Origin of the sequence: Psychrobacter aquimaris (assembly GCF_016107525.1) — a bacterium.
Taxonomy (GTDB): domain Bacteria; phylum Pseudomonadota; class Gammaproteobacteria; order Pseudomonadales; family Moraxellaceae; genus Psychrobacter; species Psychrobacter aquimaris.
The window spans coordinates 143,297-158,905 of record NZ_JABASR010000009.1 but is presented as its reverse complement, the minus strand read 5'-3'; the positions used below and the strand labels follow the sequence as shown (position 1 = coordinate 158,905).

10 protein-coding genes are annotated in these 15,609 nt (G+C 44.9%); 5 read left to right on the top strand and 5 right to left on the bottom strand.

Going from position 1 to position 15,609, the window contains the following annotated elements; translation table 11 throughout:
- Positions 1–126 precede the first annotated feature (126 nt).
- A complete protein-coding gene (locus tag JFC10_RS09765) occupies positions 127–1,026 on the bottom strand; it encodes a transporter associated domain-containing protein (RefSeq protein ID WP_198332666.1) in 900 nt (299 codons plus the stop codon).
- Between the two features lie 245 nt (positions 1,027–1,271).
- Here JFC10_RS09765 and JFC10_RS09760 point away from each other — a divergent pair, with 245 nt between their 5' ends.
- On the top strand, positions 1,272–2,621 hold the full coding sequence (locus tag JFC10_RS09760) for an Lnb N-terminal periplasmic domain-containing protein (RefSeq protein ID WP_198332665.1): 1,350 nt from the start codon (positions 1,272–1,274) through the stop codon (positions 2,619–2,621).
- A gap of 7 nt (positions 2,622–2,628) precedes the next feature.
- On the opposite strand, the gene JFC10_RS09755 is transcribed toward JFC10_RS09760, so the two are convergent.
- The gene (locus tag JFC10_RS09755) at positions 2,629–3,102 is read right to left on the bottom strand and encodes a YcgN family cysteine cluster protein (protein WP_227685971.1); all 474 of its coding nucleotides are present in this window, start codon (positions 3,100–3,102) and stop codon (positions 2,629–2,631) included.
- Between the two features lie 315 nt (positions 3,103–3,417).
- Between JFC10_RS09755 and JFC10_RS09750 the strand changes: the two genes are divergently transcribed.
- From JFC10_RS09750 to ylqF, 3 genes are all read left to right on the top strand, one after another.
- Positions 3,418–4,155, top strand: a complete 738-nt coding sequence (locus tag JFC10_RS09750) for a dienelactone hydrolase family protein (protein ID WP_198332663.1) — start codon at positions 3,418–3,420, stop codon at positions 4,153–4,155.
- 257 nt (positions 4,156–4,412) lie between these two features.
- On the top strand, positions 4,413–7,541 hold the full coding sequence (locus JFC10_RS09745; RefSeq protein WP_198332662.1) for a DUF2339 domain-containing protein: 3,129 nt from the start codon (positions 4,413–4,415) through the stop codon (positions 7,539–7,541).
- A 124-nt stretch (positions 7,542–7,665) separates the two neighbouring features.
- Positions 7,666–8,622: a ribosome biogenesis GTPase YlqF gene (gene ylqF / locus JFC10_RS09740; RefSeq protein ID WP_198332661.1), complete on the top strand. Its 957-nt coding sequence runs from the start codon at positions 7,666–7,668 to the stop codon at positions 8,620–8,622.
- Positions 8,623–8,742: 120 nt separating this feature from the next.
- Here the strand turns inward: ylqF and JFC10_RS09735 are convergent, their stop codons facing one another.
- On the bottom strand, positions 8,743–9,258 hold the full coding sequence (locus JFC10_RS09735) for a GlcG/HbpS family heme-binding protein (protein ID WP_198332660.1): 516 nt from the start codon (positions 9,256–9,258) through the stop codon (positions 8,743–8,745).
- A 391-nt stretch (positions 9,259–9,649) separates the two neighbouring features.
- On the opposite strand from JFC10_RS09735, the gene mutY reads away from it, so the two are divergent.
- Positions 9,650–10,918 (top strand): A/G-specific adenine glycosylase, encoded by a 1,269-nt coding sequence (gene mutY, locus JFC10_RS09730; protein WP_198332659.1) that lies wholly within the window; start codon positions 9,650–9,652, stop codon positions 10,916–10,918.
- Between the two features lie 132 nt (positions 10,919–11,050).
- Here the strand turns inward: mutY and JFC10_RS09725 are convergent, their stop codons facing one another.
- Positions 11,051–11,953, bottom strand: coding sequence for an acyl-CoA thioesterase (locus JFC10_RS09725; protein ID WP_045452453.1), 903 nt, complete (start codon positions 11,951–11,953; stop codon positions 11,051–11,053).
- A gap of 497 nt (positions 11,954–12,450) precedes the next feature.
- On the bottom strand, positions 12,451–15,339 hold the full coding sequence (gene rapA, locus JFC10_RS09720; protein WP_198332658.1) for an RNA polymerase-associated protein RapA: 2,889 nt from the start codon (positions 15,337–15,339) through the stop codon (positions 12,451–12,453).
- Positions 15,340–15,609: the final 270 nt, after the last annotated feature.

Below are 15,609 nucleotides of genomic sequence, written 5' to 3'. Positions count from 1 at the left end.
ACCAGTCTCAACCCATTAATAGGTAACATTGCGTAGCAAACATCCTATCGCAAACATAAAAAAAACACGACCGCAATCGTGTTTTTTTTGAGTGTATCAAACAATTTTTAGGTCACTATCGACCCATCAATGACTGCCTATCAATATTTTCTGATCAGGATTGATTTTGGTGAGCTCAAGATTTTGAATAAAACGCCCTTCAACATCAGTGATAGTAATTCGCCAATCATCGATCACCACGCTTTCACCTTCCAAATCACCCACATGACCAAGCGCCTGCATGACTAGACCACCCATGGTATCGACATCCGTATCATCAAAATGACTACCAAGCTCATCATTACAGTCTTCAATCACGGTAGACGCTTGCACGCGCCACGTATTTGGTTTTTCAGGATCAGCGACAATGTTATTGATATCACTGTCTTCATCGAAGTCATCATGCTCATCGACGATATCGCCGACAATTTCTTCAAGCAAGTCTTCCATAGTAACGACACCACCAAAGTTTCCAAATTCATCGACGACAATCGCCATATGTACTTGGGTACGCTGCAATGAGCGTAGCAAGGTATCAGAACGTGCCGTCTCACTGATATATAGCGGCTGACGTACCAGATCTCTTAAACGTTTACTGTCGATTTTATCTTCTTGATCGCGCACCATATGCACAAGAATAGGAATCAAATCTTTGGCCAATAAAATACCAATAACGGCATCATCATCTTGACTGTCAAAGACAGGATAGCGCGAGTGGGTGGTCTCAAGGATAATATCCATCACCTCAGCAAGGCTTGTGCTTTCGTGCAGACCAATCACTTGCGGACGCGGGGTCATGATTTCGCGCACTTGTGTCGCAGGCAGATCCAGCACGCCTTCTAACATATCGACGGTATCAGGCTCTAAGAACTGGCGCGAGTCTTGTACCAGACGAATCAATTCGTCACGGGTTTCGGGGGCGGTCGATAGCCAGCGTTTTAAGCCGCGCATCGACCAACTACTCGGGCTTGGAGCATCTTCAGACATGATGGTGTGAGTTAACCTCTTTAGTTAATAACAATTAAAATAACACGTAAGAACAAACGTAGATGGGGATGAAAACAGCAAATAAAACAGATCTTTGATCATTAAATAATAAATAGACCAAATCAAATTAGCTTCACTTTAGCGCAAGGCTCACCGACATTCAACGACAAATTCACGCAAATTGTATTGTCACTACGTTATAAACTTTGCTATGGTCAAAGCCTTTATTCACCAAAACACATCCTATGTCGCTACGTTCTCTCTTGTCTCGCCTGCTCACGCCGCGCTCACATAGCCATCGCTCAGATAACGGCTTGGACAGGCTTGAGCTAAATAATCATGGTTCAGATAGGCATGGCTTAAAAAAGAGCGCTGCGAATGATCGCCAACCAACACCTACATGGCGATATTATCTTGTACAGTTTTTAATAATTACGACATTGCTACTGTCAGCCGTTTGGTTATTAATGGCGATTTGGTATCAATTTGGGGCAGGCTCAGCCATCACTTGGTTAACGGCTATTCTCATTGTTGGCGTACTAACAGCCTTACTGAGTATTCGCTATTGGCCAACAATGGCTAAGCGCTTTGACAATAAACAATGCAGCAACAAACAATGGGGCAACAAAACAACCATAAGCAGCAAGTCAGCAAATAAATGGCTAACCACTTTATATTGCGCTATTTGGTTGGTAGGCGTTGGCTGGTTCTTCTCTATCGAACCCCAGCAAGAGCGCGACTGGATGCCCGAGGTAAGTGAAAGGGTCACTTATGAGCGTGACGAAACCAATCCTGATTTAGTGACTCTAACCAATGTACGCAACTTTGATTGGCATACCGACACGGAGGCGACCGAACGCTGGGACACACGTACCATTGATATGTCCAAACTCTCTGGCGTCGATGTCACCAACTCTTACTGGATGGGACCACTAATTGCTCATACTTTGGTCAGCTTTCGTTTTGAAGATGATAGACCGCTTGCTTTCTCGTTTGAGATTCGTAAAGAAGAAGGCGAATCATTTTCGGCATTGGCAGGGTTCTTTAGACGGTATGAGCTGAGCCTGATTGCCGCAGAAGAGCGCGATATTATCTATACACGGACGAATGCGCGCGGCGAGCAAGTTTATCTATTTCCCGTTAGTAACTTGCAGCAGCACGAGGTCAAATCATTATTTGAGTCTTACTTAACCGCTGCCGATGAATTGAATGCCAAGCCCGCTTGGTACAACACGTTACTCAGTAATTGCACCAATATCATTTTTTATATGGCGCGTATCGTCAGTGGCGATCGCCTGCCATGGGATTATCGGATTTGGGTCTCTGGCTGGCTGCCAAATTATCTATATGATGTCGGCATGTTGGATGCTAATCCTAAAAAAGACGGCAATCCGTGGTCAATGGATGAGTGGTATGAGCGCACGCATATCAACCCAAAGGTGCGCGGATTTGACAATCAAACCTCAGATCTGACCAATAATGCACGCAACTTTTCAATGCAGATTCGCCAAGGCATTCCCATACCGCCGCTTGCAGACTCTCAAGCCGCTGCTGAATCAAAGGCGCAATCAGCAGCATTGGTATCGCATCCTTAGCATCTGTTTACACCTGCACCCAATTCACCACGCGTGTTTCCATCTCTTCATCAGACATACCAGTCTCAGAAACACAACGTCCTGCTACCCCAACATTGGCAGCGCGCATTTGCTGCTGCGTTACGACTGCATCTTGGGTCAATAACAAATGCCAACTTGGCAAATTCTGTCCTTTATACAAACGCTTATAGGCACAGTGCGAAGGCAACCACATCATATTTGGTAGATTGTCCATGGTCAGCTGAATACAATCTGGCACATGCTCTTGGCGCGTGGCGTAATGCTGACAATAACCCGTCGCACAGTCCATTAGCTGGCAAGTCACATCAGTATACTCGACCAACTCTTCATCCACATCGCCATTCTCATCTTCGTCAATGTACTTAATCAAGCAGCAGCTACCACAGCCATCACACAAGGCTTCCCATTCGCTATGATTTAATTCTGATAGTGCAAAGTGTGACCAAAACTTCGGACGCAATGTTTCATTTAGCTTACTGTCATGGTCACTATTACTGTTGCTTTCCTTACCACTGTCAGGAAATAAGCTCGCAGCTGATTTTGCCGTGACTTTCAGCTGCGAGGTTGCGTCAGAGTCTAGATGGGCTGCACAGTTGTTTAACAAGTTTAGTGTCATAAAGGTGCCGTAGCATTTTGATAAAGAGCGTTACAGTATTATAGCTGTTTTTGCTTAGGTTGAGCGTTAAGGTAGTAAAAGTAAGGAAAACGATATCGCAAAAACACAGACAACTAACTTCTATAACGTAAAACTCATCACATAAAAAAGGATAATAATATGTCAATTAAGACCTTTGAATTAATCAGTACGACCGAAGACGGTGTCCAGCTTATCAGCTATGTGGCACTGCCAGAAAATGCATCTGACGACCATCCTGTTGCAGGGATCTTAGTAGCGCCAGAATGGTGGGGTATCGTTGATCATCCAAAATCAGTGGTGGAGCGCTTGGCAGAAGCAGGTTATGCTGCCGTCGCAATGGACGTTTATGGTGAAGGCAAACTGACCACCGATGCCGCACAAGCGAACATGTGGATGGAGCAAGTATTAGAAGATCAAGATATGCTGATGGCGCGCTGCCGTTTAATTCTCAATGACTTTAGCGATCAATTGGCCGTCGATGGTAATAATTTAGGTGCCATCGGTTACTGCTTCGGCGGTAAGGTCGTCCTTGATATGGCTCGCGAAGGTATGCCACTAAAAGCGGTCGCCACCTTCCATGGCAACCCATCAGCGAAACAACCAGCAGACAAAAACTTCACTGCAAAAGTATTAGTCGCTCATGGCCGCGATGACTCAATGGTATCAATGGATGCCATCGAAGGTCTAAAATCAGAGCTAGATGCAGCTGATGTTGACTACACTATCGATGTCTATGACAACGCTAAGCATGGCTTTACCAATCCACATGCCGATGAGCGCGCTGCTACAAACGATGTGGATCTTGGCTACAACGAAGCCGCCGCTAAGCAAAGCTGGGAAAACATGCTTGAGTTTATGAAAGCCAATTTGGCATAAAAAACGATTTGGTATAAAAATCTTCAGAAGAGCATTTTAAAACTCTGTGTGTGTGTAAGATGGGTTTATACAACAAGTAAAAAAACAGTCATTAATAACATTCATTAATAAAAGGAGCCGCTTAAATATTAAGCGGCCCCTTTTATTTTGGGTATCATTTTATCAACTGCCTCTTAGATGAGTTATCAGAGCAGTCTTGTACTTCTTACCAAATCACGTCATTATCACTTTATTATCAGCTGGATTGAGCGACGAAGATGTTATATCTATTGGTGACCCAGTTGGGTTGGCTGGCCTTTACAATTTTATTGATCGTGGTAGTCGCGTTATACACCAAGATAAAGCGGCAAATGGCGTATCTGCGCCGCGATGTGATAAAACTACAAGCTGAGCTTGAACAGCAAAAAGACCGCAGTATTAACTCTTCATCCGATTATATAGCGGATGAAAGAGTTTATTTGCACAAGACTTCTAGTGAAGACAGCACTGATAAGGATACAATTTTTGACTCACAAACTCTGTCCATAGATGGCCTTTCAGCACTATCAACATCGTCAGCTGCCTCGTCGCCTCCACCACTTCCAACTGCTGCAAACTCGACCTCAAATGTAGCACCAACCGTCTTTGATAATAAATCCGTAGACAATTCCGCCTCAACAACTGTAAAAGATAAAATCACAACTGCACCGATTGAGCCGGATGAACGCTCATTGCCTATAGTCACTTCATTGGTTCACTCAATCAAAAGCTGGTTTTTCGGTGGTAATCTCGTCGTGCGGGTTGGCGTATTGGTACTGCTAGTAGGCGTGGTGCTACTGCTGCGGTTGCTTAGCGAATATATCGAGATTTCGATTGCCGCAAAGCTCATGGCAATTGGCATCGCAGGATTGGCGTTGGCAGCACTCGGGTTAAAGCTAACGGCAAAACGATTCTCTTATGGGATTACCTTACAAGGCGCAGGCTTAGCGATTGCGTATTTGAGCACCTTTTTTGCTTATAGCGTCTATCAAATCATTCCGAGTATACCGAGCTTTATCGGGCTTGGGTTATTATCTGCGATTACCATTGCGCTCGCCGTACGTCAAAACGCCTTTCCTCTGGCTTTATTAGCGTTATCTGGTGGTTTTTTTGCGCCTATTTTGACCAGTGAAGACACTGGCAGTTTGGTAGTATTGTTTAGTTACTATTTACTATTGAACGTGACGATTGCGATTATCGCGCATTACCGCCCGTGGAAAATACTAAACCTATTCGGTGTCACCGTGACCTTTGGGTTGGCTTACTACTGGGACATCAGCGAGAATTTGAGCGCGGTCATTGAGGCGCAGCGCTGGTCTTTAGTCTTACTAGTCACCTTACACTTACTGCTATATCTGTTTGTCGTCATTCGCTACGCCCAACAAATTATCGCCTACAATATCCTTAATGAAAAAGACGTCATCCAGACAGGTAGCGCAGACAACGTTCCTGCAGGAAATAATAGCTATGTATTTCCTATTGATACTGGCTTATTATTTTCAGTGCCGATATTGGCCTTTGGCTTATTTGCGGCATTATTAGATAACATTCCTAACGCCTTAACCATCGCTAGTGCTATTTTAGCCACCGTTTATTTAGGACTCGGCTGGTTGTTTGTGCAGCGTAGTCAGCGTTATGCCTTAATCACCGAAGGCATGCTGGCTTTAGGGTTTGGCTTTTTGGCGCTAGTAATCCCGCTAGCATTAGATGCGGAATGGATTGCTTTTGGCTGGTCAGTACAAGGACTGGCGTTGGTCTGGTTTGGACGCCGTTCATTGCGAGCCTGGTCAGTACTATTCGGTCTTTTATTACAACTGCTTAGCATCGCCATGCTGATGTTAGAAGTACTCTTCGCCATTCAAGATTACCCGACATTGGCATTAACCATTTCAGCTATCAGCTATCTAGCAACGATGTTTATATTACGCGCCAGCAGATCGCCAACTATATTGAACGACAGCTTGGGTAGCGACTTAAATAGCAACTTAGCATTCTCTCAAGAGCAAAACGCCACGCCAGATTCAATAGCAACCTATGCCAATGCATTAGGTATTAGCACTCATGCCGCCGAGCAATGGCTAACCTCAATCAACAGCCAAAGCACCGTGTTTAATCTTGTTTGGCGCAGTCCTGTACTCATAAGGTTTTTGACTTTTACGGCTATAGCGTGGCTACTGCAAGTGCTGCTGCTTAATTTTAACCAGTGGTTTGCCAGTTGGACACTGGCAACGACGACCATGATTGCGCTCGCGGCACTGATCAGCCTTACCATTTATTGGACAATCAATCGTTATCGCTCGTGGATAGAAATCAGAAAGCTTAGCCACGGCTTATCGATCGTCTTTTATCTTATGCTCGTCCTACAGTTGCCGCAAAAATTCGAGTTTCATTTAGCATGGCAGACAGCAGATTGGCTACTATTGACTGGTCTAATCATTGGTTGGTTGGTTATTGGACAGTTATGGTTAAAGACATGGTACGATCATTCCGAGTTGTCACGCTACGATGGCGCAAGCTGGCTAGGAGCTAGTATTTTAATCATTGCTGCCGCAGCCCATTATGGACTCGCAGATTCCGCTGGCGTGATGGCTGTCTTGATTCCAGCCATTTTAATACTGGCTGCGTTATGCTGCTGTTATCGTTATACTCGCGATCCTAAGCAAAATACGCGCACAAACAAAGCATTAAAACAAAGTCCACTGCACTGGTTTGATTGGCAACAAGCGCTATTAAGCTGCACGGCTATCTTTACCCCTATCGCCTTATTTTGGGTCGTCATTACTAACTGGTCTTATGATGGTGTGATTTGGGGGTTGTCATATTTTCCGCTATTGAATTTATATGACATCACCTCATGGCTGACGCTATTGGTTGGTTTTAGTCTGTACTACATAAGCAAACGCCGCCGCGATGAGAGTCTTATCGAATCGAGTGCAGCTGCCAAATCTAAGCGCATATTCACTACTGATAATTTACTGATTATGTTAGGGCTTATCAGCTTTTGGCTGATTTCCAGTATGTTGGTTAGAACATTACACGCCTTTATCGGCACACCGCTTTGGGACAGTGCTCAGGTCGGCGCATGGGATAGTGAGCAAGTGCAGACAGGATTGACCATTTTATGGACACTCTTAGCCTTAATCGCTACCATCATTGCTAGCCGTTACTGGCAACGAGCACTTTGGTTTATGGGTATCGGGCTATTAGGCGTCGTCGTAATTAAACTGGTAATAGTTGATTTGTCACAGACTGAAGCGATTTGGCGGGTGATATCTTTCCTTGGTGCAGGCAGCTTAATCCTACTAATTGGCTATCTCGCACCGTTACCTCCAGCCCGCGAAGAAATAGAAACTCAGGCTCAAGAGTAGCCGCACATCTGGTTGGGCGAAATTATGGCGTGAGCACTGTGGTTCTGTAGTAAACTGGACACCATGAAAAGTAAATGACGATCGTCTTACTTTGAGCATTTTTTATAAAAGGTTATGAAAGCAGATGGATAAGAGAGCAAGTATTCAGTGGTTCCCTGGGCACATGAACAAAGCCCGTAACGAAATCAAAGAAATCATGCCGCAGATGGATTTGGTCATCGAGGTGATCGATGCGCGTATCCCATATAGTAGTGAAAATCCAATGGTCGCGGCATTGCGCGGCGAAAAACCCGTCATCAAAGTCCTGAACAAAGCCGACCTTGCTGATCCTGAATTGACCCAAGCGTGGATGGACTATCTTGAGCAGCAAAGCGGTGTGAAAGCCATTGCTTGCGATACTGATAAAGCCAATGATGTAAAACGTATCATCGCGATTTGTAAACAACTTGTGCCTAATAAAGTGGGTACTGGCCGTCAAATCAAAGCCATGATTATGGGTATTCCAAACGTTGGTAAGTCGACGTTGATTAATACCCTAGCAGGGCGCGCTGTGGCAAGAACTGGCGATGAGCCAGCGGTCACTAAGTCGCAGCAATTGATTAAGCTGGACGATGACATCATGCTCTATGACACACCCGGTATGCTATGGCCAAAAGTCGAAAACGAAAACTCTGGCTATCGTCTGGCAGCAACGGGCGGTATTCGTGATACGGCTTTTGACTTCGCTGATGTTGCCAGCTATACCGCTGAATACTTGATGCAAGCCTATCCTGATCTGCTAAAAACCCGCTATAAAATTGAAGAACTACCAAAGACTGACTGGGAATTTTTTGAAGTGGCTGGACGTAATCGTGGCTGCGTGCGGGCGGGCAATCAAGTCGATACCTACCGCATGTCTGAGATTTTGATTAATGAGTTACGTAGCGGTAAGCTAGGACGCATCACGTTAGAGAACCCAGCAATGACCGAAGCTGAAGAAATCGTCGTCGCCGAGCAACGCTTAGCAGCAGAAGAAAAAAGAATCGCTAAAGAAGAGGAAAAGCGCTTACGTCGTTTGAAAACGCGGAAGAATCGCAAATAATAAATCGACAGTCATTTTTGCTAATCATGTTAGCTGCATAAAATCATTCTAGAGCTCATGCAAAAAAAGCCCCTAAGGGCTTTTTTTTATATCTACTGTTAGCGATATCTAAGTCATCAACTACTTCTGTTTAGGCATGACTTTTTCGATAGCTTTCAACGCACAAGCTTCGTCTTGTACTGCACCGCCTGCGCCGCCCGCTGCAATAGCACCGATCACATCATTACCAAATTTTAATGGCACACCACCGCCGATCAACAGTAAATCATTTACCGTATTCAAGTTATTTGAGTCTGGGTTAGCGCGAGCATTATTCGCCAAGGTGCGTGATGGTGTTTTGGTAGATAATGCCGTAAATGCCTTACGAACAGCAGCATCAGTATTATGCGGGCCAACGTTATCATCGCGCTGTAGTGCAATAAGATTACCACCACGATCAACAACCGCGACAACGGCAGATTTGCCCTCTGCGTGACAGGCTGCCATGGTGGCATCGATTAATTCATTGGCCAACTCTAAAGAAACATTGGGCTGTTGTAGTACTAGGTTTGGCTTAGCTGCCAAAACGTTGGCTGAACAGCCGACGACTGCTAGCGCCAATAATGCTTTAGATAAATAGTTCGAAATTAACTTCATAAAGAGTCCTAAATATTACTCATCCATGTGAGCGTTTGTTTGAAATGATGCTTAGTAAGCTTTAATAAACTTAGTTGATGAAACCAGACAATGAGTTATCGTTAACTCAAAAATGCTCTTGCAACCCTAGCGAGAATGAGAATCATAATCTTGCAAAAAGCACAATAATAATAAGTTAATTTTTCTACAAAATTCACTGAATTTTGTAAGATTTACTTTATAAATTTGCAACTCTAAATTAAGGTTTCTGTTACATACTCTGTTTTTTAGCACCCATCCTTGAAAGACGCTTACGTCATGGTGATCTCAAGCAGCGCACAACAGCAATATCAACTCACCTCTCTCAAAAATCGGTTATAATTCATGCACTAATATGCCAAAAATTGATGCTATGACTCAGCTTACCCCCACTGCAAACCTTGCAACGATAGAAAATGATTTTACTCAACTCGGTACTTCTCTCGATTCATTCGCCCCGCGCCTACTTAATTGGTTCAGTGAGAATGGTCGCCACGATTTACCATGGCAACAACACCAAACTGACGCGCCCAATCCTTATATCGTTTGGCTATCCGAAGTCATGCTACAGCAGACACAAGTAACGACCGTGCTGCCCTACTTTGCCCGTTTTATGGCATCGTTTCCGACGGTACAAAATTTAGCGGCCGCAGAATGGGATAGCGTGGCGGAGCATTGGGCGGGGCTTGGTTATTATGCGCGCGCGCGTAATTTGCATAAAGGCGCAAAACAACTGGTCGAAGTCATTGATGAGACTGGCAGTTTTCCGCAGACCTTAGCTGGTTGGGAAGCCATATCTGGCGTGGGGCCATCGACCGCTGGCGCAATTATGGCGATGGGCTTACATCGTTATGGCGTCATCTGCGATGGTAACGTTAAACGTGTCTTGACGCGTTGGGCAGCGATTGATGGTGATATTACTAAGTCTGCCACCACCAAAGAACTATGGGCATTGGCAGAGCGTTTGACCCCAATAGAGAATTCAGGGTTATTCGCGCAAGCGATGATGGATATGGGCGCGACGTTATGCACGCGTAGCAAACCTGCCTGCCTACTATGTCCACTTCAAGATGACTGTCTAGCACATGCTGAGGGGCGCGAAACGGATTACCCAGTCAAAGCAAAAAAGCAGCCCAAACCCAGCAAGTTTAGCAATGCGTTATTGATTGAAGATATTGATGGCAAAATACTGTGGCTACAACGCCCTGACAATGGCATTTGGGGCGGACTGTGGAGTTTGCCTTTACAGTTTGTTGAAAAAATTGCAGGCAAAGTTATTAAGAAGACGACTGCTAAAAAACCAGACGCTAGCGATGATAGACTATTAGAAGTTGCTAGTAATGAAAAAGTCTATGAGGCAGAATTTACCACTGCCGAACAAATTATCAACGAGTGGTTAGATAAGCATACATTGGCAGCAAAAGCAGTCAGTAACACTTTATTAGACGATGCCTCTATTAAGCATTCACTGACCCATTTTCATTGGTATTTGACTCCGCAATCGCTGACTTTAACGGCTAAACAAACGGCTGAAATAACTGAAGCCTTACAGACAGCACAAATTAATATTAATTGGCTAAATGCTGTTGACGCTCAGGCAACGCTTGGATTGCCACGAGCAATGGTAAAGATTTTAGAGTAATCACATAATCCGTACTTCCACCCCAATGACCTCAAAATTAACTGCTTAGAAAAGCGATTTATATGACATAAAAAAGCGACTCACTATTGATAGTGAGTCGCTTTTTTATGGTGATGGTAAATATGTAGAAAACTAAGACTTCGGCACTCGCAAACGCATCAGACCTTCTTGCTGTACCGTAGCAACCAGCTTACCATCTTGCCAAAACTGCCCATGGTTCAAGCCTTTAGCATTAGACGTGGTATCACTCCACATGTCGTATAGCATCCAACCGTTTAAATCAAAATTACGATGAAAATGCATCGAGTGATCGATACTGGCCGCCTGTAAGCCACTGGTCATAAAGCTAACACCGTGCGACATCAGCCCTGTACCAACCAGATAAAAATCGGACGAAAATGCCAATAGCGCTTGTTGAATCGCAACAGGTTGATTACCCAATTCGCGGATACGCAACCAGTTCGCCTGCTTTGGTTTCATTGGCTCTGGATGAATCGGATCACGCGGTTTAACCGGTTTAATTTCGACATGGCGACGGCGCATAAAGCGGGCTTTGAGCGCGTCTGGAACTTTTCCGACATACTCTTCTTTTAAATCTTGCTCAGCCAGTAAATCCTCCGGTGGCGGATAGACAGGCATGTCTTCTTGATACTCTAAACCCTCTTCCATCGGCGAAAACGAGGCTATCATTGAAAATATTACTTGCTCAATAGGTGCTTTACCGCGCACCTCTTTATACTGAATCGCCGTCACTTCACGCGCAGACAGACTACGACCGTCACGCAAGCGGCGTACCTGATAAATCACTGGCTGCGTGATATCACCACCGCGTAAAAAATACCCGTGCAATGAATGACAGGGTTTGTCTTTATCCAGCGTATGCGCTGCCGCCATGATGGCTTGGGCGAGCACTTGTCCACCAAAAATACGACTGCCAACATAGTCATGGCTCTTACCCTCAAAGACATCGGGGGTCACTTCAATAAGTGCTACAGTAGCTAGCAGCTCATCAATCAGTTGCGAATAATCGGACATGACGATATGTTTCCTTATTTTTATTAAAAACGCTAAGCATCTGAAAATACGCACCTAACGATATCAATATGATATAGCGAAAGACAAAAGACACTTTGCATTTGAATGTAAAATAATATGAAATCACTTGCTGAAAATGCACAAGAGAGATTTAACACGAAAATTTTAGAACAAAAAATACAGTCATAGCAGCGCTATCACCAGCATTTATTATATAGTTGTTCCAGCTTAAAAGAAGTACAAAGCAATCGAGTGCAAACGTATATGTGATACTTCACACGAGACGCGGTCACCCTTTTATAGCGAATGGGCTATAAATAGAAAAGATAAACATCTTACCCAATATCGATGGCTTTGACTAGAGAGCGACGCTCACTTGGCGATATCATGTTGATAATTTTGCTTAACACACCTTAGGACACGCCCTAATATAAATGATATTAGCCATAAAAAAAACGAGATGTTTGATGGCATCTCGTTCTTTTAATCATTTGAATTTATGGCTTCACTGCCACTAACACACGAATAGAGTCTGGGACTAAGGATAGACTACCTAGTGCTTGCTCACCTTGGGCTTTTAGCTGCTCCAAGCGCTCAATCTCAGCAGGACGTACGTTAGGATTAATCGTTTGTAGATGCTTTAGGCGTTTGATTTCACGTGACCACTGCTGGCTAAAACGGGCACTAGCTTGTTCACCAATCTCAGCTAACTGCTGACGGGCAATCTCTTCCGCTTCATAATAACGCTGCTCAATCACATCACCGCGTACTTTAATGACTTGGCGAGCGCGGTTTTTATCCAGACGCTCAATGTGCGGCATAATCATCTCCGCGCTGATACGCGAGGACAAATCACTGCCTTGCTCACTGATAAACACACGGATATTTTGCGTGGTCAGCGTCGCTGGTAAATTCAACAATCTTGGCGCAATGGCTTCAACGCGGAAATTCACTTCGAGCAGCACCATACCTTGTGGTACAGCAGAACTTTTTAGCATCGCCACCGTGGTATTACCAAAGGTGCTGGTACTCGCCAACTCATAAATTGCGCGCATCAATGGATGTTCGTGAGTGATAAATTCGATATCTTCACGCTGCAGTGCTTGCTCACGCTCGAATGTCAACGTCATACCGTCTTCGTCACCGAGTGGCAGACCATCGATATAATCACTAATTTCAGTACTATCAATCGGAGCGATTACCCACGAGCCATCGCGCTGGATATTGTGATCGATATTGGCTGAGGCAAAAAAGCGCTCAATAAACTGCGGCAATAGATTATGACCATCAAAATCGCGCATGGCGTCAGCGATACGTTTAGCAACACGTGGGCGACACGAGTTGTATTCTAATAGGCGATCACGACCCGCTTGCAGCTGTGCTTCTAGCCCCAATCGCGTCTGTTTCGCTTCTTCGATAATATCTTGTAGTATCGCACGGTTCTCGTCAGTATCCGCACCCTCAAGCATGGGTTTTAGCTCTTGGATATACTGCTCTTGCACGCTCTGCGCCGTCGGTGAAATTTGATTAAACATATTCAGCGCATCGTGATACCAATGATACAGTCGCTCTTGTGCGGTGCCCTGTACATAAGGTACATGGAGCATAATTTGCTGCGTTTGTCCGATACGATCTAGGCGACCGATTCGCTGCTCTAAGGTATCAGGATTGGCTGGCAAATCCCACAATATCAGCTGGCTTGCAAACTGGAAGTTACGACCTTCTGAGCCAATCTCCGAGCACAACAATATCTGTGCGCCTTCGCTATCGGCAAAGAACGCTGCGGCTTGGTCACGCTCAAGTAAAGTCATTTGCTCGGTAAAGATAGCGGTTTTGATACCAGCATGTAAGCGTAATACCGCCTCCAAGCTCTCAACCGTCGCGCCACTACGGGCAATCAACAGCACTTTTTTATGCTTAAGCTCGCCGCGCAAAATATCAATCAACCAAGGCACACGTGGGTCATCTTCTAGCCAGCCACCATCAGGTTGATTTTCTTCGCCCCATAGCTGCTCACGCAATTTACCATTAGTTTGATAGCTGTCTTTCCATGCTGCAGGCAATGCCAGTGGATACGGCTGACTGCTACGACCATAAAACCCTTTAACGCTCTCACGGGTATTACGGAATAGAATACGACCTGTACCATGACGGTCAAGTAATTCATTAAGCGCATAGGTGCGCAATTTTTCGTCATCATTAATCGTTGCCAATTCATCAAGACTGATGTCTAACAAGCTGCTTAAAGCAGCAATTTGACTGTCGCTTAATGGCTTATCTTCGATCAATACACCAGCTACGGCAGCCGTTTCAGCAAAGGCTTCTTGACCATCAATAAACTCATCCAAATCATCAAAACGATCTGGATCGAGCAAACGCAAACGAGCAAAGTGACTTTGTGCCCCAAGCTGTTCAGGCGTTGCTGTCAATAGCATGACCCCTGGCGTTTCTTCGGCAAAATCAGCAATCAAGTCATACTTATCATTGCCGCCTTGTGCCTCATCCCAATGCAGATGATGCGCTTCATCGACCACCAATAAATCAAACCCTGCATCCATCGCTTGGTCGTACAAATCAGGGTGATCGAGTAATAAATCCATACCCGCAATGATACATTGCTCAGTGGCAAAGACATTTTGCTCAGGATCGTGTTCTTTAATGGCTGCTGCACGTACCAAATCAAATAAGGCAAAATTTAGATTAAAACGACGACGCAGCTCAATCATCCACTGATATTGTAGACTGTCTGGTACAAGAATGAGCACACGCTCAGCTTTGCCCGTTAGCAGCTGTTGATGGATAATCAAACCTGCTTCTATGGTTTTACCCAAACCAACTTCGTCAGCGAGCAACACACGCGGTGCGATACGTTTGCCAACTTCATGAGCGATATAGAGCTGATGCTCAATGATATCGACACGCGCACCCATCAAACCTTTAAGAGGATGACCAGCCAGCGCCGACTGCATACGCAAGATATCTTGACGCAGCTCATACCAATCGCCGCGCTCAATCCGACCAGCCAGCAGACGCTCGAGCGGCTTAGCCAAGGTGATATTGGCAGCCAAACGGGTTTCCATAATGCCGCGTTCATGCTCATCGACACTGTATTTGAGTACACCCATCACTTCTTCGACCGCGGTTACTGTGTAGCTCTTACCCGCTTGATCAGAAATACTATCGCCAACTTTGAACACCACACGTGATAATGGCGCGGAGTTTTTGGCGTAGACGCGAGTCTCTTCACTTTGTGGAAATAGAATGTGCACACATCGGTCGTCTACATCGATGACCACACCCAAGCCCAGCTCGGACTCCGTATCAGATAAATAACGTTGACCAACGGCAAATTCAGTATTGTGCAATGAAGCGATAGAGGTAGTCATAGGGCGATGTCTTTTGTACTCAGATAATAGGAAAAAAATAGATAGCTCATAATGAGGTTTGCTAGCGTGAATCACTAGCGCGATGTCATTACTTAACAGTCTGAGAGGTCACCGGCCATACCGGCAGCGTCAGCTCATTAGCTAGGTCGCAAGATAAAGCCGACCATTATATAACGTTAGCAGCTAGATGAGTGCGCTAAGTTGACTTTTCAAGAGCAGATTCTTGCAAGATTATGTCAACGCCAAGCATAAGTTGGTCATATAAAACAA